General features: G+C 38.9%; 18 protein-coding genes and 1 riboswitch. Of the genes, 15 read left to right on the top strand and 3 right to left on the bottom strand.

Translation table 11 applies throughout. The features are described 5' to 3' along the window. Positions 1-120 precede the first annotated feature (120 nt). Positions 121-274, bottom strand: a riboswitch (TPP riboswitch). Positions 275-479: 205 nt separating this feature from the next. The 3 genes from HNP81_RS12570 to HNP81_RS12560 are packed head-to-tail and all read left to right on the top strand — an operon-like array spanning position 480 to position 4162. Next, the gene (locus HNP81_RS12570; protein ID WP_182502842.1) at positions 480-1976 is read left to right on the top strand and encodes a spore germination protein; all 1497 of its coding nucleotides are present in this window, start codon (positions 480-482) and stop codon (positions 1974-1976) included. Positions 1977-2012: 36 nt separating this feature from the next. Continuing rightward, entirely contained in the window at positions 2013-3104 is a 1092-nt protein-coding gene (locus HNP81_RS12565) for a GerAB/ArcD/ProY family transporter (RefSeq protein WP_028391651.1), read from the top strand. Then, entirely contained in the window at positions 3101-4162 is a 1062-nt protein-coding gene (locus HNP81_RS12560; protein WP_182502841.1) for a Ger(x)C family spore germination protein, read from the top strand. Before HNP81_RS12565 ends, HNP81_RS12560 begins: the two co-directional genes overlap by 4 nt. Before the next feature lie 441 nt (positions 4163-4603). On the opposite strand, the gene HNP81_RS12555 is transcribed toward HNP81_RS12560, so the two are convergent. Continuing rightward, entirely contained in the window at positions 4604-5110 is a 507-nt protein-coding gene (locus HNP81_RS12555) for a MerR family transcriptional regulator (protein WP_182502840.1), read from the bottom strand. Between the two features lie 322 nt (positions 5111-5432). Between HNP81_RS12555 and HNP81_RS12550 the strand changes: the two genes are divergently transcribed. Both HNP81_RS12550 and HNP81_RS12545 read left to right on the top strand, forming a co-directional pair. Next, positions 5433-6614 (top strand): acetyl-CoA C-acetyltransferase, encoded by a 1182-nt coding sequence (locus HNP81_RS12550; RefSeq protein ID WP_182502839.1) that lies wholly within the window; start codon positions 5433-5435, stop codon positions 6612-6614. Between the two features lie 220 nt (positions 6615-6834). Next, on the top strand, positions 6835-7071 hold the full coding sequence (locus tag HNP81_RS12545; protein ID WP_182502838.1) for a hypothetical protein: 237 nt from the start codon (positions 6835-6837) through the stop codon (positions 7069-7071). 462 nt (positions 7072-7533) lie between these two features. Here HNP81_RS12545 and namA read toward each other — a convergent pair whose 3' ends face one another. Continuing rightward, positions 7534-8550 carry an NADPH dehydrogenase NamA gene (gene namA, locus HNP81_RS12540; protein ID WP_028391646.1) on the bottom strand — a complete coding sequence of 339 codons (1017 nt, stop codon included), beginning with the start codon at positions 8548-8550 and terminating at the stop codon, positions 7534-7536. Positions 8551-8625: 75 nt separating this feature from the next. Further along, positions 8626-9477, bottom strand: a complete 852-nt coding sequence (proC, locus tag HNP81_RS12535; RefSeq protein ID WP_028391645.1) for a pyrroline-5-carboxylate reductase — start codon at positions 9475-9477, stop codon at positions 8626-8628. Positions 9478-10179: 702 nt separating this feature from the next. On the opposite strand from proC, the gene HNP81_RS12530 reads away from it, so the two are divergent. The 10 genes from HNP81_RS12530 (at position 10180) to HNP81_RS12485 (ending at position 23335) form a co-directional block, all read left to right on the top strand. Continuing rightward, positions 10180-11139, top strand: coding sequence for an MBL fold metallo-hydrolase (locus HNP81_RS12530; RefSeq protein WP_182502837.1), 960 nt, complete (start codon positions 10180-10182; stop codon positions 11137-11139). A gap of 15 nt (positions 11140-11154) precedes the next feature. Next, the gene (locus HNP81_RS12525) at positions 11155-11946 is read left to right on the top strand and encodes an SDR family NAD(P)-dependent oxidoreductase (protein WP_182502836.1); all 792 of its coding nucleotides are present in this window, start codon (positions 11155-11157) and stop codon (positions 11944-11946) included. Between the two features lie 849 nt (positions 11947-12795). Then, entirely contained in the window at positions 12796-13686 is an 891-nt protein-coding gene (locus HNP81_RS12520; RefSeq protein ID WP_182502835.1) for a nitrilase-related carbon-nitrogen hydrolase, read from the top strand. A gap of 341 nt (positions 13687-14027) precedes the next feature. After that, positions 14028-15401, top strand: coding sequence for an NAD(P)-dependent oxidoreductase (locus HNP81_RS12515; protein WP_376766744.1), 1374 nt, complete (start codon positions 14028-14030; stop codon positions 15399-15401). 35 nt (positions 15402-15436) lie between these two features. Continuing rightward, a complete protein-coding gene (gene preA, locus HNP81_RS12510) occupies positions 15437-16714 on the top strand; it encodes an NAD-dependent dihydropyrimidine dehydrogenase subunit PreA (RefSeq protein WP_182502833.1) in 1278 nt (425 codons plus the stop codon). Positions 16715-16751: 37 nt separating this feature from the next. Further along, positions 16752-18164, top strand: coding sequence for a dihydropyrimidinase (hydA, locus tag HNP81_RS12505; RefSeq protein ID WP_028391639.1), 1413 nt, complete (start codon positions 16752-16754; stop codon positions 18162-18164). Between the two features lie 326 nt (positions 18165-18490). Continuing rightward, complete coding sequence (locus HNP81_RS12500; RefSeq protein ID WP_182502832.1) at positions 18491-19963, top strand: NCS1 family transporter; 1473 nt, start codon at positions 18491-18493, stop codon at positions 19961-19963. A 208-nt stretch (positions 19964-20171) separates the two neighbouring features. Next, entirely contained in the window at positions 20172-20402 is a 231-nt protein-coding gene (locus HNP81_RS12495) for a hypothetical protein (protein ID WP_182502831.1), read from the top strand. 93 nt (positions 20403-20495) lie between these two features. Then, positions 20496-21962: a CoA-acylating methylmalonate-semialdehyde dehydrogenase gene (locus tag HNP81_RS12490; protein ID WP_182502830.1), complete on the top strand. Its 1467-nt coding sequence runs from the start codon at positions 20496-20498 to the stop codon at positions 21960-21962. Between the two features lie 20 nt (positions 21963-21982). Further along, positions 21983-23335 (top strand): aspartate aminotransferase family protein, encoded by a 1353-nt coding sequence (locus tag HNP81_RS12485; RefSeq protein WP_028391635.1) that lies wholly within the window; start codon positions 21983-21985, stop codon positions 23333-23335. The last annotated feature ends 9 nt before the right edge of the window (positions 23336-23344 follow it).

Genomic DNA, 23344 nt, shown 5'->3' with positions numbered 1-23344 from the left:
CGAAAAGCCAACGCCTTTCGTTTCAATCAACAGACATACTTAATAGAGACACAACATAAAAAACCACTTCCTTTTTAGCATAAGAAAGTGGTTTAGATCGATTACAAAATAGGTATCTTCGTTAAGACGCCCCCACTTCCCTACGCTGGTATAATCCAGATCAGGTTCTAAGGGTCTTAAAGTCTCACTTTAATCTCAGCCTTTTCGGTCTACGAAGCATCAAATATCTTCTTCAGCTTCATATCCCATTCAAGAGGCACCCCTAGTGGTAAAAATTGTTTATTTAATTGGTATTTGTCTAAATACTATCATTAAATTTATAATTGTCAACCTTTTGTGAAATAAGAGTGGTATATTCCGTTTAATATAACGTAACGGATAGCTTCTTCAAGCCCATTTTTTGTTCCTCTTACCCAACTCATAATTTATCCATAAATGGAAACTATATAAGCAATGGTAGAAATGAAGGTGATGAATCAATGAAAAAAGGTTGGTTTCAAAATAAAAACGGACAAGGGGATACGGAACAAAAGAATGCGACACAAACATTAGCAAAATCAAAAGACTTTACTAAAACTTGTTATTACAATCAAAAAACTAATATTGATTTTTGTTTAACATATTTAACTACTTTAGTTGACGAAAAAATCATTGAGCAAAGTATTCTTTCATCTTTATTGGCAGGTGATTTTCATTCGATTAATGATATTAAGAAAATCATGCCTCTTTATGATGTTCAAATTTGTAATGATCCTTCTAAAATTGAGGAAAATTTATGTAGCGGTTATGTGCTACTGACGATTGAAACTGAAGAAAAGAATTATGGTTTGATTGCTGCCAAAAAGGAAATTGTTCGTGCGCTATCACCTCCAGAAGTAGAAATTTCCGTTGTTGGCCCAAAAGAAGCTTTTGTGGAATCGATTGCGACAAATTTAAACTTAATTAGAAGAAAATTGCCTGTTAAAGAATTAGTCATTGAAGAATTTACAATTGGTAGATTATCTAAAACAAAAATTGCTATCTTACACATTGAAGGCATTACAAATCAGGAAAATATAAACACCGTCAGGCAACGTTTAAAAGACATTGAATTTGATGATATATCTGACAGTTCTTACATCGTGCAAATCATATCCGATAATTCGAATTCACCATTTCCCCAGTTACTCGATACAGAAAGGCCTGACAGAGTCGCTGCAGTTTTGGCTGAAGGAATGATCGCCATTTGCGTTGATGGTTCACCACAGGTTTTAATTACGCCGACTACGTTAGTTAATTTTTTTAGTTCATTCGAAGATTATTATTTAAATTGGATAATTGCTTCATTTTTTAGACTGCTTAGGATGTTTGCGGTTACTTTTTCGATCTTGATCACGCCCCTCTATGTGGCGGTACTTACTTATCATTATGAAATTATTCCACATGATTTATTAAGTACATTGATTACATCAAGGAGAATTGTTCCTTTTCCACCAATCTTAGAAGCAATAACGTTGGAATTAACGATTGAATTGTTAAGGGAGGCTGGGGCGAGACTACCGACAAAAGTTGGCCAGACAATTGGTATCGTAGGAGGTATTGTTATTGGAACCGCTTCGGTTGAAGCAGGTCTAACAAGTAATATTCTGCTTATTCTCGTCGCACTGGCCGCTCTTGCTTCTTTTACGACGCCCGTTTATAAAATGAGCAATACGATTCGCTTACTTCGCTTTCCTTTTTTGTTGTTTGCTCAACTTTGGGGATTAGTTGGCATTGTCTTTTGTGTTTGTATTGTATTAACCCATCTAATCCGCCTTACTTCCCTTGGTAGGCCATTTTTAGATCCATTCTATCCACCAAGGTGGCAAGACTTAAAAGATTCCTTGCTCATGTTACCGTTCAAAGAGCGATCGATGCGTCCACAATTTTTAAGAACGGAAAATCCTTACCGCTTCAGTAAGAAAAAAGCAAGCGTCAAAAAAGATATTGATGAATGAAAATGATGATAACGAAAAGTAGGTGATGACTCAGTTATGCAAGAGCAAACCATTCCTGATAGACTGAAAATTTCTCCTTTTTTAATTTTTTATGTGATCATGGCCATGCAGATAGGACTCGGTGCGTTGGATTATCAGCGTATAATTGCCAAAGATGCTGGTTACGACGCATGGATTTCGATAGTGTTTGCCGGTACATGCCTACATATTATTGTTTGGATGATATATAAAATTGCTAAAATCGTGAATGGAGATATCGTAACGGCTCATATGTATGTTGCTGGGAATCTCATTGGGAAGGTTTTAAGTTTTCCATTTATTTTCTATTTTCTTTTGCATTCCTTGGCTTCTCTTCGTACATTATTCGAAATCCTCCAAGTTTGGATATTTCCTACTTTGAACCTTTTCTGGTTTTCACTAGGGTATATGTTGCTTTCTATGTATGTTGTTTTTGGCGGATTGCGGACAGTTGTTGGAATTGCCTTCTTTTCCTTAGTCTTGCCAGCTTTTCTTGTATTTACATTTTTTCCTAATTTATTGTATTCTAACTTTGAAAGTTTATTGCCAATTTTTGACCATTCGGTAAAAGATTTGATAAAGGGTTCCTTTCACATGTCACTTCCCTTTATCGGCTTTGAAGTCGTACTGTTTCTATATCCTTTTATTAAGGAATCACAAAAGTCGGAAAAATGGGCCCATCTAGGGTTACTTGCGACAACGTTTCTTTATACGATTTTGGCGATTTTAACCTTTGCTTTTTTTTCGGAAGGACAGTTGCAAAAAGTAATGTGGCCAACATTAATGATGTGGAAGATTTTTAAATTATCGTTTGTAGAGCGTTTCGAATTTATCGGCATTGCATTCTGGAATTTAATTATCCTACCTAATGTTTGTATATCAATCTGGATTGGATCCAGGCTAGTGAAAAGAATTTTTAAGATTAGGCAGAAAAAAGGGGTGTATTTGTTGATTATCGCCCAATTGGGGATGATCACATTCATTCATACACGGGAAGAAATTAATTTATTAAATAGCTTGATGGCGAAAGTAGGGTTTGCTTTTACGATGCTGTACATCCCTCTATTATTCATAGCTGTCTACATTGTAAAGAAGGTGAAGAAAAAATGAAAAGTCTTATGATGTACTTATGCATACTGTGTCTACTGTCAGGTTGTGTTGAAACGAATACGATTGATGATATTAATATCATACTTGCTGTCGGATTAGACCAATCTGATCGTAAACAAATGATGGGTACATTTCTTACTGACAATTTCATGCCTGATAAAAGTATCACAAATAAAACGTATACATCTAAGGCACCTTTAAGAAGAGATCTATTAATCAAAGCGAATCATCAAGCAGCACAACCACTTGTCACCGGTGGTGTAAGTGTGACCGTGATTGGTGAGAAGCTCGGAAAGCAAGGAATTGATGATATCTTAGATATTTATCAAGGAGATGTGACCATTGGCGCCAGAAACTTTTTCGCAATATCAGAAGGAACTGCTAAGAAGATATTACAAGGTCAATATGGGCCGGAAGGAAATGGGACTTATTTATATAATCTTTTGGATAGCAAAATCAAGAGCAAGGAATTACCTGAAACGAATCTCCATTTTTTATTACGAGATTATTATCAAAAAGGAAAAGATATTTATCTTCCTAGACTTAAACAAATAAGCACGAATCAAATTGAAATAAGTGGGGTTAGCCTTTTTAAAAAGGATAAAGAAGTAGACGTGATTCCTAGTGGAAAATTGTTTTATTTTAGATTGTTGGTGGATAAGCACAATAAAGGTTTTTTTTTCGTCCCTAAAAATAAAAAAGAAGCGGCATCTATTAAAGGTCTCAGTTCAAAACATGAATTTATCCTATCTAAAAAAAAACCTTCTGAGGTTACTGTTCAAATTACGATAAAAGGAGCCATTCAAGAATATACAGGTAAAAATTTAGGAGTGAAACAAGTAAAAGAAATACAGAAAAATTTAGAAAAGAAGGTAGAAAAGGAGTGCCTTCAGCTAGTAAAGAGTTTTCAAAAAAACGATACTGATCCGATGGGATTAGGTGCATTTTATAAAAGTAGGAATCGAGGGTTTGACTACGAAAAGTGGGCAGAAAATTATAAAAATCTGAATATTAAAGTAGTCTGCCGGGTCACAATTGAGGAACCTCTTATTATCTAAGGGAGGTTCGCTAATCTACGAAAAATAAACATATAGAATTGTGCGTTTTTTTGAATGAAGGACATGGGGCGGGGCTCCGCAATCCTATAATATAGCTCATTTTTAGAAAGTCTTCCAAAACCCAGTTCCGCACCCCCCACCATTTTGATTATGTGAGTCTAGCGAGTTCCATGATTGATCCGTTATGGTAAATGGTGGCGTATATCGCTATATGGGTTTTGGATGAATGTTTGCTAAGTTTTAGTCTGATTAGGATTTTAGCTTTTGTGCTGAGATTGAACTAACTTGCTTTTTTAGTGTATCGCTTTCAGAATACACTTTGTTCCTAGACTCCTTTTGATGTGAAAAAGTGCGTGAAATGAGTAGAAAACAAAGTGGTTATTTGTGGTAATTGTGTGAAAGGTATAAAAATTCGAGCAGTTGATTCTGCTCGAAGCTTGGTTAGCCGAATAAAAATTGGAAAATATGTCGCTTTTTCTTGCTTCCATCAATGTCAAAAGTTGAACGTTCATTTTCGTTATTTCTCCCGGTTTCAAGCACTTCGATCCGATTCGCCATGCGTTCGATCTTTTTGTTTAGATCTTCAATTTCACTTCGATGTTGAAGGAGTTGGTAAGATGCTACACCATCCGCTTTATCGTCCAGCCGTCTTTCTAATTCTTGAACCGATAACAGTAGCTTCTCTATGACATTCTGATTTTCAGGAGATTGAACCATGGGTAGGATTGTTCCTTTCCTAGTCTTTTTTTCTCCTAATGCGACTTGATGGAGCACAAATCCTTCGTTCAATTGTTGTTGTATTTGTTTTAATTGCTGTATGTTTTCATCCGTAAATAAATAGTGACCATGTGAATTACGCTCAATCTCCATATTGCATACTGTGACCCAACGCTTTACTGTACTTTGAGAAATTCCTAATTCATTTGCTACTGCTCCCGAACTTTTCATTAAAAATCCCTCCTCTTAAAGTTAATATAATTCTTCCTTAATCATGCATATCCTTTCCCTATGACAAAACAAGTTTCAATTCGGCAAAGAAAGTGCATTTGCAACGTATTTTTTAGTAGATGTCGATTTTCGATTTCCTAAAACAGCTCAATAATACGAAAGTGAGTAGGGAGGAGATAATGAGAACTCAACCAATTTTAATGTCTTATCAGCCTTCGGTGATAAAAGTTTGTTCAGAAAACTCTAGACATTATTAAATGAGCGGTTATAATCCAGTTATATAATGAATATTCTGATAATTGATGGATAAGGAGGTAGAATTATGAATAATGTGTATGTAATTGAAGGAGCAAGAACAGCATTTACGAGTTTTGGAGGATCCTTTGCGTCAGTTTCAGCTGCCGATTTGGGGGCAACGACAGCACGGGAAGCATTAAAACGAGCAAACATAGCGCCAACAGATATAGATCATGTCATTTATGGGAATGTTATTCATTCCTCTACGAATGCATCTTATTTAGCGAGACATATCGGCTTAAAGGCGGATGTGCCTTTTGAGATTCCTGCGTACACTGTAAATCGTTTATGTGGATCAGGTGTACAGTCGGTTGTTTCTGCTGCGCAACATATTTTATTAGGAGAGGCCCAAATCGTACTTGCTGGTGGGGCGGAGAATATGTCAATGTCTCCATTTGCTAATTTTAATGCACGATTTGGTGGCTTAAAATATGGAACGCTTGTTTTTGACGACATGCTGCAATGTTCATTAACGGATGAGTATGCAGGCAGTGGAATGGGCATGACAGCCGAGAGATTGGCATCCATGTACTCGATTTCTCGTGAAGAACAAGATGCGTTCTCTTTATTAAGTCAACAGCGGGCAGTAAAAGCGAGAGATAATGGTGTATTTGCTAAAGAAATTGTTCCTGTAGAGATTCAACAACGGAAAGGCAACAAATCTATTTCCGTGGATGAACATATAAAAGGGGATGTAACAGCTGAAAAATTGGCATCATTAAACCCATCGTTTAAAACAGATGGAACTGTTACACCAGGAAATGCGAGTGGGATCAATGATGGAGCAGCTTCTGTTGTTGTTGCAAGTCAAAGTACTGTCGACGAAAGAGGCATACAACCACTTGCGCGAATTGTTTCTTGGGGAGTGGCCGGCGTGGATCCAGCAATTATGGGAATCGGCCCCGCTCCTGCAATCCGCCAAGCATTGGAGAAAGCGAAATTGACGATTGCAGAAATGGATGTAGTTGAAGTGAATGAAGCATTTGCTGCGCAATATATATCAGTTGAGAAGGAGCTTGGACTCGACCGTGATAAAACAAATGTCAATGGGGGAGCGATTGCACTAGGTCATCCAGTCGGTGCGAGTGGAACGCGTATCCTATTATCACTAGCGTATGAGCTCAAACGGAGGGGCGGACATTTTGGAATCGCAAGCCTTTGTATTGGTGGTGGACAAGGAATCGCTGTTGTTTTAGAAAACGTCTAAAGGTTGTATCATAAAAGCCCAAGTATCTAGAAACTAAAAAGGGGGATTTTCCCCATTTAGGAGAAACGAAATTGAGGTTAGAAACGGGGGAGCATTTAAAAGTAAGTCTATTTTAAAGGCTCTTTTCTAAAAGATTGTAGCTAAATGGATAATTATATATATATATAATATTATCAACAAAACAGAATGCTATTTAAATAGTTTTAGTAGGTGCTTTTAGATGAAATTAAAGTGTTTTATTGTTACCTTCTTATCGCTTGTATCAACAACAGTTATGCTTTTGTTAATTGGTCATTTGTTTTCTATCCCTTGGTTAATGTTTCACCTCGAGTATATAAATAACTCAAATGGATTTATCATTTCAACAGGTTCATTCGTTCCTTTAATAATTGGTTTGATTGTAAGTTTTTTTGCAGAAAAGATTTATGTTAATAAATACCGACAAAAATTTGATTGATAATACCAAGTTTTTATAGCCTCTTATTTTTGCACCGCTTATAAAATTTACTCGTTGACAAGAAACTAGGAGCATTTCGTTAACAATGAATTCTTGTTTCGAGCTAAAGTAGGCTAACTTTAGGAAATCAAAAAGGCTGTTTTCACATACTTTGTTGCTTTTCAATCATTTTTACACTAATAACCCGGGGTGATTTCCGTTGCAGGTACTCGCTTTCCGCGGGCAGTCTCAGAAGCCTCCTCAGTGCTTTGCACTTGCGGGGTCTCCCTCAACACGCTTTTCCCGCAGGAGTCTCGCACCTTCCACTACAATCAACATCTGTTCGAATTGGTTTCTTGCTAAAAACAACAATCTTTACGAAAAGAGCCATCAAAAACAAGCAATAAATATGGAGAGAAAACGATCCTCCATATTTATTGCTTGGATTATGTTAGGTTGAACAAGATACTTGGGCTTTTGTTCTTACCAGCCTCTTTCATACTGAACGGGTGGTGTCAGTTCAGCGTTCAGTTCTTGAGCTGCTGTTCGCGGCCAATACGGATTTTTAAGCAGCTCCCTTGCAAGAAAAACAAGGTCTGCTCGGTCATTCTGGAGGATTTCTTCTGCCTGAATGCTCGAGGTGATGAGGCCAACTGTGCCTGTCGCAATTTCTGCACCGTGTTTAATCGTTTCACTAAATGGTACTTGGTAGCCTGGATACGCATGAATGTGGGCAGGAGCTACTGCGCCAGAACTTACATCGATTAAATCAACGCCATCTTCCTTCATCCATTTGACAATTTCGATATACTGTTCTGGAGTCATTCCGCCTTCTAAATAATCATAGGCTGAGATGCGAATGAATAGTGGTCCATCCCATACTTCTTTGACAGCAGTAATTGTTTCCTTAACGATTCGGTAGCGATTTTCAGCAGAACCGCCGTATTCGTCCGTTCGTTTGTTACTGATTGGTGAAAGAAATTGATTGAGCAAATATCCGTGCGCTCCGTGAAGTTCAATCACTTCAAAGCCTGCTTTCTTGGCACGCTCTGCTCCTTTTTGAAAAGCAATGACTGTTTCTTGAATATTTTCTTTGGTCATTTCTTTTGGAGTTTGATATCGATCATTAAACGCTATAGCAGAAGGAGCAATAATTTCTTCTTTAAGTTCAGCTTTACGACCGGCATGAGCGATTTGTATGCCGGTTTTTGCTCCTTGTTCTTTTATGAGTGAAACTAGTTCAGATAATCCTGATACATGTTCATCACTCCAAATACCTAGATCATTCGGAGAGATTCTACCTTGTTCAGTTACAGCTGTAGCTTCAACGATAATTAAACCTACACCTCCAACTGCACGGCTTGTATAGTGAGTTTTATGCCAGTTTTGGACAATTCCGTCTTCAGCAAAACACGAGTACATGCACATTGGTGACATAACAATCCTGTTTTTTAAGGTAATATTCTTAATTGTATAAGGTGAAAATAGCTTAGAACTCATTTTGCTCAACTCCTCGGATTATGTTATGGCTAGTATATCAACTTCTTTTTGATTCTGCCAAAAATTTGATTATCCTTAGAAATTAAGACTGGAAATCTCCTTATTAATATCTTTCGAAATTTCATCACCCATCCGTTTTGCTTGTTTCGTAGCTTCTTCAATACAAGAAATAAAAGCACTCTTAACTTGATAGTCGTCCAATACTTTAAGTCCTGCTTCTGTAGTACCTCCAGGGGAAGTTACTTCTTTACGGAGCGTTGCTGGCGTTTTAGGAGATTGATTAAGCATTTCTGCTGCTCCTTGAATCGTTTGGATAATTAATTGCTTAGCAGTATCGGAATCTAAGCCTAATTCTTGGGCGGATTTTTCCATGGCCTCCACTACGTAGTAAATATAGGCAGGGCCACTACCTGAAAGCCCAGTTACCGCGTTCAATTTGTTTTCCTCAACAACCGAAACTGTACCGATGGATGAAAAGAGATCAATTGCCAATTGTAGCTGTCCGGTTCCTATTAATGAATTTGCGGAAAGAGCAGTAGCTGATAAGCCAACAGCAGCCGACGTATTTGGCATGGCTCGAACGATCGCCATTTTTTTGTCAATAATATTTTCGAGGTTTGCTAGATTAACACCTGCTGCTACGGAAATGAGCAGCATATTTTCAGTTAAATAGGGGCGGGCCGCCGATAATGCAGCTAGTACGTCTTTAGGCTTCACCGCAAGAAAGACTACATCTGCATTCGTTAGAGCTGCTTCAAGAGATGTATATCCATGTACCCCATATTGTTGTTGTACATACGCTAACCGTTCTTGATTCGACTTGTTTGCTACTCTAATTTGTGTAGGGTTGACTCCACCTCTTGCAATTATGCCTGATATAATCGCTTCTGCCATTGAGCCGATGCCAATATATGCGATATTCTTCATTTCATTCGCTCCTTTTTTAGGCTTTTTTAAACTTGCCTGTTGATTGCAATGAGAGGCGTTCGCTTACCGCGGGCAGTCCGGAAGCCTCCTCGGCGCTGTGCGCCTGTGGGGGTCTCCCTTTGACTAGCTTTTCAAGCAGGAATCTTACGACTTCCGCCCCAAACAACAATGTGCCAAAATCAACAACTAGATTAAACATAGCCTTTTTAATAAAGTGAAACATCAATTAGCGGGGGTTACCGCCCATTAATGCGGGATAAATAAAAAAAGCCTTTCATCCAATAAAGGACGAAAGACATTGCTTCCGTGGTACCACCTTCGTTCATCTTTCTTTGAAAGATGCAGCTCACAATCCGTTATCGCCAGATAGACGTCAGGTTTTCCTGATGGCTCATAAGGAAGGTTCGATAAACAGCGGGTGGTGAAGCCTTGCAGCCAACGAGCCTCACTCTCTTGCACCATAATTTATGTACTGGTCTTATTCATCGCCTATTATTTACATTGTGGGATGTAACTTTAATCGATTATAGTCAATCCGCTATGGATAAATTATGATGGAAGTTTCAACTTGTTGTCAATAGCCATATCTATAATTTTCTGATTGTTATGCGAAAATAATGACAATGATTGAGCCAGAATGTAAAATATAGACTATATTATGATATTTACGATTCGAATGATTTTATTAAAGGTGGAATCCACATGACAAGATATGACGCGGAAATTGAAAAACTATCAATCCCAACTCCTTATGCTGTTGGTGATGTAAATGTTTATGTGATAAAAGGGGAAGCACTTACACTTGTGGATGCTGGACCGAGAACTCCTGAAGGCAAAGAAGTATTAGCGAAAAGTCTTCGTGATTTAGGGCTCTTAATAAGTGATTTTGATCAAATTGTGCTGACACATCATCATCCTGATCATGCTGGTGGTATTGATTTTTTTCCTGAGCAAACAAATGTATTTGGCCATGCCAACAATCAAAGATGGTTAGAACTGACGGATGAGTTTAAAGAGTCGCTCCATCTGTTTTATTTAGGTGTCGGAAAGGAATTAGCTGTACCCGAAGAGATGGTCGCTTCGATGAATAACTATCGTGGAGGATATATTAGTAAGCGTACTGTGCAAACTTTATTGCAAGAAGGAGATGAAATCCCCGGTCTATCTGGCTTTCAGGTCATTGAAACGCCTGGGCATGCTCAAAGTCATATTTCTCTTTTCCGTGAAAGTGATGGGGTTATGATTGGTGGAGATCATCTGTTGGACAAAATTTCGCCAAATCCTATCTTGGAACCACCGATTTCACAAGATGTATATCGGCCTGAGCCGTTAAATCAATACAATAGCTCACTTAGGAAGTGGCTCGAGCTACCCATTTCACTTACCCTTTCAGGTCATGGTGATGATATTTCCGATACGCATGAATTGATTAGGCATAATTTTGCTCGACAGCATGGTCGTGCTATGCAAGTCAAACAAATGCTAGAAGTTAAGCCTCAAACTGGGTTTGAGATCTGTAAACAGCTTTTTCCAAGAGTTTATGAGAGGGAACTTGGCTTAACGATTTCTGAAACAGTCGGCCAACTTGACTATTTAGAGCTTTTAGGTGAAATTAAAAAGGAAGATCAAAACGGGATCTATATGTATTCAGTAAATAGTTGAAAAGAGTGGTGGCTAATGAGTAGATTACATAAAAAATGCGTCGTTGTTACAGGTGCTTCTGGTGGAATTGGTAAAGAAATTGCTAAGAAAGCAGCGGAGCAGGGAGCACGTGTCGTTCTGCTTGCCCGAAATACGGATAAATTAGAGGAGCTAAGGAATGAGCTAAACAACCAGTATGGCGATGTAGCTTATGCATATGAATTAGACGTTTCAAATATGAAACAGATTGTTGACGTATTTACAGATATTTATACAAATATTGGCGAAATCGATGTTCTCGTAAATAATGCTGGGTATGGTACTTTTAAAGAAGTCGACGAAACTAATATCGAGGAAATCCAAGCCATGTTCCGTGTGAATGTAATTGGCTTGATGGCTTGTACGAAAATGGTCGTTCCTTCGATGAAAAGGCGGAAATCCGGTCATATCATCAATATTGCTTCAATGGCTGGGAAGATTGCAACACCAAAATCTACCTTGTACTCTTCAACGAAGTTTGCAGTAATTGGCTATTCCAATGCGTTGCGCCTGGAAGTAATGCGCGAGGGTATTCATGTGACTACTGTTAATCCAGGACCGATTGCAACAAATTTTTTCGATATTGCTGATGAAAGTGGAACTTATGTGAAGAATATCGAAAAGTTCATATTACAGCCAGAATATGTGGCTGAGAAAATCGTGTCCGCGATGCTTACGAAAAAGCGCGAGATCAATTTACCACGGTTCATGAATGCGATTAGTAAAATGCATACACTTTTTCCTAACACGGTAGAAACGCTAGGGAAAAATGCGTTTTTTAAAAAGTAAAGGCGGAAATTTGATACAAGACCAGTTTGATTATTCACTGGTCTTATCGCTTTTATTCACTTCATTTTTAGGTATAAATCCTCCTCTATAAGGGTCCCATTGTTTTCCGCCTTTCTTTTCTCTAATTCCATAGATTGTAAACAGACGTAATGTCAAATCCGTAATAAAGAAGACAAGAAATAACAGCAAAACTAACCTGTATCCATGCAGAACACCATGGTGGAATAAATGGCGTTTGACGTAAAAATAGTCCAATAATTTGAAACTTCAATCAGTGGGGGTTCTCTTCATACCCCACTGATTGTTAGTCCCGTTCTAGAGTCGCTAATATCTCCGCTCCACTTCGATAAATCGACTCTACGAACCTGATTGGTTCGACTAAACCTCTGCTCACGCATCGGTAAGTTTCACTGTATCTCACCAATCGGGCTCTTACTGCCCGTTAATGCGGGATAAAATACAAGACGGGAATCAAAACCAATGCGTCTTGCCGAATATAGATTATGAAAAAATCCATCTGGCAATCTTTCCTCTCGAATGCTTCTTTTTTCATTTCTTCATGAGTTATCTCTGTCGATGTACCCAAAATAAGGCGAGTTTAATAGCGGGAATATAATAAGCGTGAGCGTATTAAAAAACATATCCCTATTCATTAAATGTATGGAAAAGTATTAATTACAATTTATGTATTTATATACAGAATTGATATAGGTATTACATGTATAAAAATGGAGATCAGCAATTTATTTAATCTTGGCGCTTCACTTTTGTAAGCGTTTTCCAGACGAATGATAAAATCATTCATATATTCGAAATGTACATGCATATCATAATTGAGGAGGGATACTTATGGCAGATAATGTGAAAATTGGTCTTATTCAAGCCTCTAATGATGTCGATGGAAATCAACCTGTAGAAGTTCACAAACAACGAGCAATTGAAAAGCATTTGAGGCTTGTAAGAGAAGCAAAGGAAAAAGGTGCACAAATTATCAGTTTACAAGAGATTTTTTATGGACCTTACTTTTGCTTAGAGCAAAATACGAAATGGTATGATGCTGCAGAAGAAATTCCGAACGGCCCGACGACAAAACTATTCCAGGAGCTAGCAAAAGAACTATCTGTAGTGATTGTTTTGCCAATCTACGAGAGAGTAGGGATTGCTACATACTATAATACTGCAGCGATCATAGATGCAGATGGATCGTATTTAGGTAAATATCGAAAACAACATATTCCCCATGTAGGAGTAGGCAATGAAGGCTATGGGTTTTGGGAAAAATTCTATTTTAAACCAGGAAATTTAGGCTATCCAGTGTTTGACACTGCCTTTGCAAAAGTAGGGGTTTACATTTGCTATGATCGTCATTTTCCTGAAGGTGCGAGAATACTAGGGTTAAAAGGAGCTGAGATTGTATTAAACCCTTCTGCGACAGTAGCTGGACTTTCCGAATACTTATGGAAGCTTGAACAACCTGCGCATGCTGTAGCGAATGGCTACTATCTTGGCGCCATTAATAGAGTAGGAACAGAAGGGCCATGGAATATGGGAGAATTTTACGGACAATCTTATCTTGTTGATCCAAGGGGGAACTTTGTCGCAATGGGAAGTCGCGACTGTGATGAAGTAATTATTGGAGAAGTGAATAAAAAAATGATACGAGAAGTTCGTGATACATGGCAATTTTATCGAGATCGAAGACCAGAAACGTATCAGGAAATGTCTGAGTTATTGCCTTAATAAACGGATTTTTTTCAATGGGGACTGTCTCATAAAGACTATTGTATATTGTTATCTGGTGTGTAAAAGTCACAATGATCGGTATATAGAGTGGGGGGCGGCACCTTCATCTAGAAAGTTTGGCTCTATTGAACTTGCCTGTTGATTGGAAGGTAAGGTGTTCGCTATCCGCGGGCAACCGGGAGCCTCATTGGCGCTGTGCGCTAGAGAGGTCTCTCTTTTCTGCAGGAAGGAGTCTCACGCTTACCGCACCAATCAAGATAGTGCCACAATCAACAACAAACTTTAACATAGTTTAACACGGAGCTAATAAAGATCGTCTCTAAAGGAGGATGTTTATAGTGAGTAGTGTAAAGAATCCAAGAATCTCGATTGAAGATTTAAGTGGAAATTTCCAAGAAGTTTATCAAGGGTTAACGAAACAGGAAGCAAATGAAGAATCGAACCGTTGTCTCTATTGTTACGATGCTCCTTGTATTACGGCATGTCCAACTAGTATTGATATTCCAACATTTATTAAAAAAATTGCATCTGGCAATCTGAGAGGGTCAGCTAAGACGATTATGACAGCAAACCCAATTGGAGCAAGCTGTGCCCGTGTATGTCCAACTGAGGAATTATGTGAGGGTGCTTGTGTTTTAAACCATCCTACAAAACCGATAATGATCGGAAATTTACAGCGCTATGCAACAGACTGGGCGATACAAAATGAGCAGATATTGTTCCATCCAGGAAAGAAGAACGGTAAAACAGTCGCTATTATTGGTGGAGGTCCGGCTGGTTTGGCAGCTGCTCGAGAATTAGGTCTATTAGGCTATGATGTGACAATTTTTGAAGCAAATGAAAAAGCGGGAGGTTTAAACACGTATGGCATTGTTTCATTCAGACTGCCAAAGGAAATCTCTTATTGGGAAGTGAAACAAGTTGAAAGCTTACAAGTGTCTATTCGTACAAATACCCGTGTAGGTAAAGATATTTCAGTAGAAGAAATCCTTGAAAACTATGACATTGTGATTCTGGCAATTGGCATGTCTAGTGTTCCAAATTTGGGAATTAGTGGGGAAGAACTAGCTGGTGTGTATGATGCGATTGAATTTGTAAAAGAAACGAAAACAAAACCTATTTCGAATCAGTTTCTCAAAAAACGGGTCGTAGTAATCGGAGCAGGTAATACAGCAATTGATGGAGCTACTTGTTCGGTACGCCTCGGTGCTGAAAATGTAAAAATTTTATACAGACGTACAATTGAAGAAATGACAGCTTACGAGTTTGAATATGAATTTGCGAAACAAGATGGTGTTGAATTTAGATGGCTTACTGCTCCAAAGCGGATTATTGGCGATGAACAAGGGCATGTAAAAGCAATTGAATGTATCAAGATGGGATTAGGTGAGCCTGGAGAAGATGGCCGACGTCGTCCGGTTCCAATTAAGGGATCTGAATTTACACTTGAAGTAGATGCGGTTATTAAAGCGATTGGACAATCAAGATATATAGATCTAATTGAGGAATTTGCAGTAGCGCATAATGATGGCGTTGTACAAATTGATCCACACACCTTTCAAACATCCAATGAGAAGGTGTTTGCATGTGGCGATGTAATTTTTGGAAAAGGGCAGGGCGAAGCAATGGTAGTATCAGCTGCACAACAGGGGAAAGAGACAGCACATGCCATTCATAAATTATTGTTTAATCCTGTTTCAGAAACGGCATAATCAAAAACCTATTTTACGAATTAGGAGGTAAATTTATGGCTGATTTACGTATTAACTTTGCAGGAATTGAATCGCCCAATCCATTTTGGCTAGCCTCTGCACCGCCAACCAATTCAGGGTATCAAGTCCAACGTGCATTTGAAGCGGGGTGGGGAGGAGCTGTTTGGAAGACATTGGGCGACCCTATATTAAATGTTACATCGCGATTTGCTGCAGTTAGTTTTAATGGTCAAAAAGTGGCGGGTTTTAACAATATTGAATTAATCACCGATCGACCGTTGGAAGTAAACTTAAAGGAAATTTACGAAACAAAAAAGCTTTTTCCTAATCATGCGATCATTGCATCATTGATGGTTGCGCCTAGCCAAGAAAAATGGCATGAAATTGTCAAAAGAGTAGAAGATGCGGGAGTGGATGGATTAGAACTGAACTTTGGCTGTCCGCATGGTATGGCTGAAAGAGGTATGGGTTCTGCTTCAGGTCAGGTGCCAGAATTAGTTGAAAAACAAACGTATTGGGCAAAGGAGGCTGCCAAAACGCCTGTAATCGTTAAGCTAACACCTAATATAACTGACATTACGGTTACGGCTGAAGCTGCTGTAAATGGAGGCGCTGATGCGATTAGCATGATCAATACAATCAACAGTTTAGCAGGGGTCGATATAGATTCTTGGAATACGATTCCCCATGTCGGTGGGAAAGGGGCCCATGGTGGCTATTGTGGACCGGCTGTAAAACCTATTGCTCTTCATATGGTTGGTGAATGTGCGAGAAATCCTCTAATTCCTATCCCGATATCAGGAATAGGTGGCATATCTAATTGGCAAAATGCTGTTGAATTTCTTTTAATGGGTGCAACGGGCGTGCAAGTATGTACAGCGGCTATGCACCATGGTTTTCGAATAGTAGAAGATATGATTGAAGGATTGGATCATTATTTAGATGACAAAGGAATCGCCTCGGTTATGGATTTGGTAGGAAAATCTGTTGTGAAATATTCAGATTGGGGCAATCTTGATCTTAATTACAAAATCGTTGCGAAAATTAACGCTGATGTTTGTATTAATTGTAATAAATGCCATATAGCCTGTGAAGATACGTCACACCAATGTATCGACATGTTGAAAGATCTCGCGGGAAACAGCCAATTAAAAGTTAGAGAAGAGGACTGTGTAGGTTGTAATCTATGTTCCATTGTATGCCCAGTGGATGGGGCAATTGACATGATTGAAATACCAAGTGGTCTTCCGCCAATGACTTGGAATGAACGTCAAGCAGCGCTAGGGGTAGCTTCATGTGATTCAGAAAAATAAATCTGAATATTCATACTCTTTAGATAGGAGGATATCTATGAAAAAAGTGATAAAAAACGGCACGATAGTCACGGCAACGGATACGTATCAAGCAGATCTATTGATTGATAATGGGGTGATTAATCAAATTGGCAAGCATCTTCCACTTGATGACGCAGAAATCATTGATGCAAAAGGTTGTTATGTGTTCCCAGGAGGCATTGATCCACATACTCATTTGGAAATGCCGTTTGGCGGGACGGTAACAAAAGATGATTTTGAAACCGGTACAATTGCTGCAGCCTTTGGTGGTACGACATCAGTTATTGATTTTTGTTTAACGAATAAAGGCGAAACATTAAAAAGTGCGATTGAAACTTGGCATGCAAAATCAAAACATAAAGCGGTGATTGATTACGGTTTTCACCTGCAAATTGTCGAAATGAATGATGATGTATTACATGAACTGCCTAAAGTGATTGAACAGGAGGGGATTACATCATTTAAAGTATTTATGGCTTATAAAAATGTGCTGCAAGCTGATGATGAAACACTCTTCCGTACGCTTATTTCGGCAAAAGAACTTGGAGCGCTCGTCATGGTACATGCAGAAAATGGCGACGTCATTGATTATTTAGTGAAAAAAGCATTAAAACAAGGCAATACCGATCCAATATTTCATGCTTTAACAAGACCTTCTGAAGTGGAAGGGGAAGCGACTGGAAGAGCAGCGATTTTGACAGGACTAGCCAACTCACAACTTTATGTTGTTCATGTGTCTTGTGCAGATGCTGCGAGAAAAATTGCTGAAGCAAGAAATAATGGAATTGATATTTGGGGCGAAACTTGTCCGCAATATTTAGTGTTGGATCAGTCCTACTTAGAAAAGCCGAATTTTGAAGGGGCAAAATTCGTATGGTCCCCGCCTTTACGTGAAAAATGGAATCAAGACGTGTTATGGAATGCTCTAAAAACCGGACAGTTGCAAACAGTAGGCTCGGATCAATGTTCTTTTGACTTCAATGGACAAAAAGATCTTGGCAAAGGGAACTTTTCAAAAATCCCAAACGGGGGGCCGATTATCGAGGATCGTGTTAGTATCTTGTTCTCAGAAGGTGTAAAAAAGGGAAGAATCACATTAAATCAATTTGTAGATCTTATTTCAACAAGAGCAGCCAAATTATTTGGATTATATCCAAGAAAAGGCACCATCGCTGTTGGGGTGGATGCGGACATTGTCATCTTTGATCCGACAGTAGTGAGAACCATTTCCGTAGAGACCCACCATATGGCTGTTGATTATAATCCATTTGAAGGAATAAAAGTAACAGGAGAACCTATTTCCGTCTTATCTCGAGGCGAATTTGTCATCCGAGATAAGAAATTTGTAGGACAATTAGGTGCCGGTCAATATTTGAAACGAGGGAAATATGGTGCAAGCGATCATTCAGGAACAACAAATCTTGTATAACTTTCAACAGGTTACAATGTTCTTTGTGCCTTTCTTTAAAAAAAACAATTTTTAACGATATAAAAAAATGTAACAAGATGATTAGGTGGAGGCGTAAATATTTCATAGCCTTTCCTTCTTTTCTGTGGAAAAGAGGCGGGCTTTTAAAAAATCAGCTTCTCACCGCCACCCTCATCAGGTGATGCAATTTGAGAACCTGAACCTTTTTCATCTTTGAGTTTTAGAGCAGACGCTCATGGATGTTTAATCTCAAAAAAATAGCGAACGTGTCAAGTGTGATAATGACCCAGAATATAATAAAAACAACGAAGAAAAGGGGTACTTCAATGAAAAAGAGTGGGAATTATCTCAAGTCTCCAGATTTATTGCCAATTTCACATGGAGATAGAAACATAGGGACGAAGGGTTTTGCAGTAATTTGGGTAGGGATGGCCGTTGTTTTAGCCGCTTTTGCCATTGGTGGTGCAGGCGTACAAAGTTTATCGCTAGGATGGGTGATTGTTGCAACGATTATCGGATCTGTTGCGATTGGGATATTCATGACCATTATTGGTGATATCGGGATTGAACACGGTCTTTCCTTTCCTGTCTATATGAGGGCGCCATTTGGTACCATTGGCACACATATTCCATCTTTAGTACGTGGTGTAACCGCTGCTTGTTGGTTCGGTATCAACACGTTTTTTGGAGCAACTGCCATGAATGGAATCTTGAATATCCTTCTTGGATTCGATAATTGGTTTGTTTGCTTCTTACTATTTGCAGCCGTTCAATTAGTAAATACAGCACTTGGAATCAAGGCAATTGAGCGTTTTGCCGATTTAGCTGCGCCGACGATTATTCTTATTTCAGCATGGATGTACACCTCCCTTTCTGATCAAGCAATGGAGCAAGGAAGAGAAATCTGGACTTGGGTGGAGAATCCTGTTGTTGGCAGAGCCGCCATAACCGCTTTTATGGTCGTAGTCATGAGTAATATGGGCTTTTGGGCAACATTGGCAGCTGATATGCCTTCTCTATCCAGATTTTTTAAAGCTCCAAAAAATGAAAGGAACTGGTTTAAACGAAATAAATCACAAATTGTAGGAAGCATTATTGTCATGCCGATTGTAAACACATTTATGATCCTTATCGGGGCCGTTTCCTACATCGCAGTCTCCAATTTTGATCCTGTAGCTGCACTTCAAGAAGCAGCAAGTGGCTTTATCTTAGGAATTCTTTTATTGATGATTGTATTTGCACAATGGTCTACGAATACGTCCGCCAATGTCGTTCCTGCTGCTACGATTTTCTCCAATGTTGGTGGTCCAAAGGTGCCGTTTTGGGTAGGGGTTATAATAGCTGGTATCATAGGCATCGTCGTACAACCATGGAGTTTATTTGATGTTATTATCCCGGCTCTACTTGTTATTGGAGGAATCTTGTCTTCGATTGTAGGTATTTTATTTACGGACTACTATGTGCTTCGTAAGAGACGAGTAAATGTGCATGAACTCTATGAAGATCATGGCCAATTTAAATACATGAATGGATTTAACCTAGCTGGAATGATTGCGTGGGTCATTGGCGGTTTTGCTGCCTATTGGTTACCGGCTTATTCATTTCTCGTTGGTTTTGTAGTTGGTGCTGTTATTTACTACTTTTTAGCAAAATATTGGTGGTTTAAGAAATATCAACAAGCAGAAATTGCAGATCCGAGTGATGAAAAATATTTGGGAATTACAGTTGGCCGTGATTGGGTAATTGAAACAAGAAGCGAACCGGTCGTTGTTCCTGAAAGTGTTGACCCACAATTATAATCATATTTGGTCTTTGTCCGCTTTTTTTGAATATATTCTTGATAAAGTGAAGCTTCCATCGGAGGGGATTTTTTTCCTCTGATGGTTAGTTGAACCAATCGGGGATTTACAGGCTGTTTATCCCTCACCTATTTATTTCTTAAATCTCTCCCAGGAATTGAGATAGGGGGATTACGGCCTGTTAAACCGGGATAAAGGAGAGAAAGCAATGTCCGAGTACCAACAGTTCTTACAAGAGCGAGATCGAATCGATTTCCTCCTACAAAATGAGTATAAAATTAAGAAGATTACGGAAAATTTGAGTGGTGCTTTTGTAGAATTTGAAAAAAAGAAACATCATAAGGATGAGAGTGAGTATGCAACAATCCACATTACAACCCCAGAAGCTCGGAAATATTTTTCCGTTATTTTGATCAAACAACAAACAGAAGATGCATAAAAAAGCTAGGTTGATTATTAATGAAGAAAGATGGGGCAGTCCCATTATTAATTAATTTGAAAATTTATACAAATGAAAGGAGGCTACTTATTCATGGCAGGAACCAAAAAAGAAACCGTAGTATTGAAAAATTATTTGAACGGAGAATGGGTAGCAGCACAAAGTACGGAAACAGCAGCTGTTTTAAACCCAGCAACCGGAGAAATATTAGTCAGAGTTCCCATTTCTACAAAAGAAGATGTCGACCAAGCGGTAAGTGCTGCTCATCAAGCATTTAAAACTTGGAAACATACACCTGTCCCAAAACGAGCGAGGATTTTATATAAATATCATTATCTATTAACGGAGAATCATGAAAAACTAGCTAGACTTGTTGTGGAAGAAAACGGGAAATCATACAAGGAAGCGTACGGTGAAGTGCAAAGAGGGATTGAATGTGTAGAATTCGCAGCAGGTGCCCCAACCTTAATGATGGGGGAAACGTTATCAAATATTGCTGAAGAGTTGGATTCAGAAATGTTCCGATACCCGCTTGGTGTAGTTGGCGGAATAACGCCCTTCAACTTTCCGATGATGGTGCCGACTTGGATGTTCCCACTGGCAATCGCTTGTGGGAATACATTTGTATTGAAGCCCTCTGAAAGGACGCCGATTTTGGCAAATGAGCTCGTTCACTTATTTACCGAAGCGGGGGCTCCAAAAGGGGTATTAAATGTCGTTCACGGTGCACATGATGTTGTAAATGGATTGTTAGACCATAAAGATGTAAAAGCCATTTCATTCGTTGGCTCGCAGCCGGTCGCTAAATATGTATATGAGCGAGCAGCTGCAAATGGAAAACGTGTTCAAGCACTATCTGGTGCGAAAAATCATCACATTGTTATGCCTGATGCTCCGATAGAAAAAGCTGTTGCTAATATTATCAGCTCCGCATATGGAAGTGCGGGTCAGCGTTGTATGGCATGTAGTGCTGTCGTCGTTGTAGGAAACGGTGATGAGTTTGTTAATCAGTTAAAACAAAAAGCAGATGAGCTAATGATCGGAAACGGATTAGATGAAGATGTGTTTCTAACTCCAGTAATTAGAGACTCTCATCGTGAGAAAGTATTGCATTATATTAAAACAGGCTTAAAGGAAGGAGCATCATTAATCCGAGATGGTCGAAAAGAAATGACTGAAATGAAGGAAGGAAATTTCTTAGGTCCGACCATTTTTGACCATGTAACACCCGAAATGACAATAGCCAAGGATGAAATATTTGCTCCTGTTCTAAGTTTGTTACATGCAAAGGATTTAGATGAAGGACTTGAATTTATTCGCAAGTCTCGCTATGGGAATGGTGCCACAATCTATACGAATGATGCAAAAGCCATTAGACAATTTAGAGAAGAAGCAGATGCAGGAATGCTAGGGATAAATGTTGGTGTACCAGCAACGATGGCTTTTTTCCCGTTCTCTGGGTGGAAGGATTCCTTTTACGGAGATTTGCATGTGAATGGAAAAGATGGAGTAAACTTCTATACTCGGAAAAAGATGATTACCTCGAGATATGACTATTAAAAGTGAAAGGGTGGAACTAAATGGAAAATGTTAAACGAAGTGGCGATATCCATGCGTTAGACCAAGAGTATGTTTGGCATTCGATGAAGCCATATAGCCCTGGCTCCACAATGGTTATTGAAAAGGCGGAAGGATCTTGGGTAACCGATCATACGGGCAAACGCTATTTAGATGCTATGTCTGGTTTATGGTGTGTAAATATTGGTTACGGAAGAACTGAATTGGCTGATGCTGCTTATGAACAGTTAAAAGAAATGGCATATTTTCCGCTTACACAAAGTCATACTCCGGCAATTAAATTAGCAGAAAAGTTAAACGAAATGCTAGACGGAGAATATGTCATCTTTTTTTCCAATAGCGGATCAGAGGCAAATGAAACGGCATTTAAACTAGCAAGACAGTATCATCAACAAAAGGGTAATCATGCTCGTTACAAATTTATTTCTCGGTATCGAGCCTATCATGGGAATTCAATGGGCTCTTTAGCGGCAACAGGTCAAGCACAGCGCAAATATAAATATGAACCATTGGCTCCTGGATTCATTCATGTTGCACCACCGGATTTATATCGACAGAAAGACCATGCTGACTGTACACCTTCAGAATTAGAGTCCGTGAAAGATATTGATCGAGTGATGACTTGGGAGTTAAGCGACACAATTGCTGGTGTCATCATGGAACCGATCATTACGGGAGGCGGCATATTAGTTCCGCCTGATGGTTATATGGCCGGTGTCAAAGAGGTCTGTGAAAAGCATGGGGCTCTACTTATAGTAGATGAGGTAATCTGTGGCTTTGGCCGTACAGGGAAACCCTTTGGCTTTATGAATTATGGAGTTAAACCAGATATTATTACAATGGCCAAAGGGATTACAAGTGCCTATCTCCCTTTATCGGCAACTGCCGTGAAAAAAGAAATCTATGAGGCGTTTAAAGGCTCAGAAGAATATGATTATTTCCGCCATATTAATACATTTGGCGGGAATCCAGCTGCTTGTGCTCTGGCTATAAAGAACCTTGAAATTATGGATGATGAAAAATTATCTGATCGATCAAAAAAATTAGGAGAATACTTGATACAAAGCTTATCAACTCTTACAGAAGGGCATCCATTTGTCGGCGATGTAAGAGGCAAAGGTTTGTTAGTTGGGATTGAACTTGTCAAAGATAAAGCAACGAAAGAACCGCTGGAAGCTGGGTTAGTCAATAAAGTCATTGCAGGCTGTAAACAAAAAGGACTCATTATCGGGAAAAATGGAGCAACTGTTGCAGGGTATAATAATGTGATTACGCTAGCTCCACCATTAAATATTTCAGAAGAAGATTTAAACTTTATTATTAAAACTTTAATAGAAGAGTTGAAAGCTATTTAGAAGGTGATC

Source organism: Peribacillus huizhouensis (assembly GCF_014138605.1).
GTDB lineage: Bacteria > Bacillota > Bacilli > Bacillales > DSM-1321 > Peribacillus > Peribacillus huizhouensis.
Note: the sequence above shows the minus strand (reverse complement) of the source record. Positions and strands in the feature narration are given on the sequence as shown.

What these genes read in the sequence shown, in the direction of transcription:
- HNP81_RS12565 (WP_028391651.1), top strand. Translation starts at nt 2,013, where the DNA reads ATGCAAGAGCAAACCATTCCTGATAGACTGAAAATTTCTCCTTTTTTA.
- HNP81_RS12530 (WP_182502837.1), top strand. Translation starts at nt 10,180, where the DNA reads ATGACAAGATATGACGCGGAAATTGAAAAACTATCAATCCCAACTCCT.
- HNP81_RS12520 (WP_182502835.1), top strand. Translation starts at nt 12,796, where the DNA reads ATGGCAGATAATGTGAAAATTGGTCTTATTCAAGCCTCTAATGATGTC.
- preA (WP_182502833.1), top strand. Translation starts at nt 15,437, where the DNA reads ATGGCTGATTTACGTATTAACTTTGCAGGAATTGAATCGCCCAATCCA.
- HNP81_RS12545 (WP_182502838.1), top strand. Translation starts at nt 6,835, where the DNA reads ATGAAATTAAAGTGTTTTATTGTTACCTTCTTATCGCTTGTATCAACA.
- HNP81_RS12495 (WP_182502831.1), top strand. Translation starts at nt 20,172, where the DNA reads ATGTCCGAGTACCAACAGTTCTTACAAGAGCGAGATCGAATCGATTTC.
- namA (WP_028391646.1), bottom strand. Translation starts at nt 8,550, where the DNA reads ATGAGTTCTAAGCTATTTTCACCTTATACAATTAAGAATATTACCTTA.
- hydA (WP_028391639.1), top strand. Translation starts at nt 16,752, where the DNA reads ATGAAAAAAGTGATAAAAAACGGCACGATAGTCACGGCAACGGATACG.
- HNP81_RS12555 (WP_182502840.1), bottom strand. Translation starts at nt 5,110, where the DNA reads ATGAAAAGTTCGGGAGCAGTAGCAAATGAATTAGGAATTTCTCAAAGT.
- HNP81_RS12560 (WP_182502841.1), top strand. Translation starts at nt 3,101, where the DNA reads ATGAAAAGTCTTATGATGTACTTATGCATACTGTGTCTACTGTCAGGT.
- HNP81_RS12550 (WP_182502839.1), top strand. Translation starts at nt 5,433, where the DNA reads ATGAATAATGTGTATGTAATTGAAGGAGCAAGAACAGCATTTACGAGT.
- HNP81_RS12490 (WP_182502830.1), top strand. Translation starts at nt 20,496, where the DNA reads ATGGCAGGAACCAAAAAAGAAACCGTAGTATTGAAAAATTATTTGAAC.
- HNP81_RS12525 (WP_182502836.1), top strand. Translation starts at nt 11,155, where the DNA reads ATGAGTAGATTACATAAAAAATGCGTCGTTGTTACAGGTGCTTCTGGT.
- proC (WP_028391645.1), bottom strand. Translation starts at nt 9,477, where the DNA reads ATGAAGAATATCGCATATATTGGCATCGGCTCAATGGCAGAAGCGATT.
- HNP81_RS12485 (WP_028391635.1), top strand. Translation starts at nt 21,983, where the DNA reads ATGGAAAATGTTAAACGAAGTGGCGATATCCATGCGTTAGACCAAGAG.
- HNP81_RS12570 (WP_182502842.1), top strand. Translation starts at nt 480, where the DNA reads ATGAAAAAAGGTTGGTTTCAAAATAAAAACGGACAAGGGGATACGGAA.
- HNP81_RS12500 (WP_182502832.1), top strand. Translation starts at nt 18,491, where the DNA reads ATGAAAAAGAGTGGGAATTATCTCAAGTCTCCAGATTTATTGCCAATT.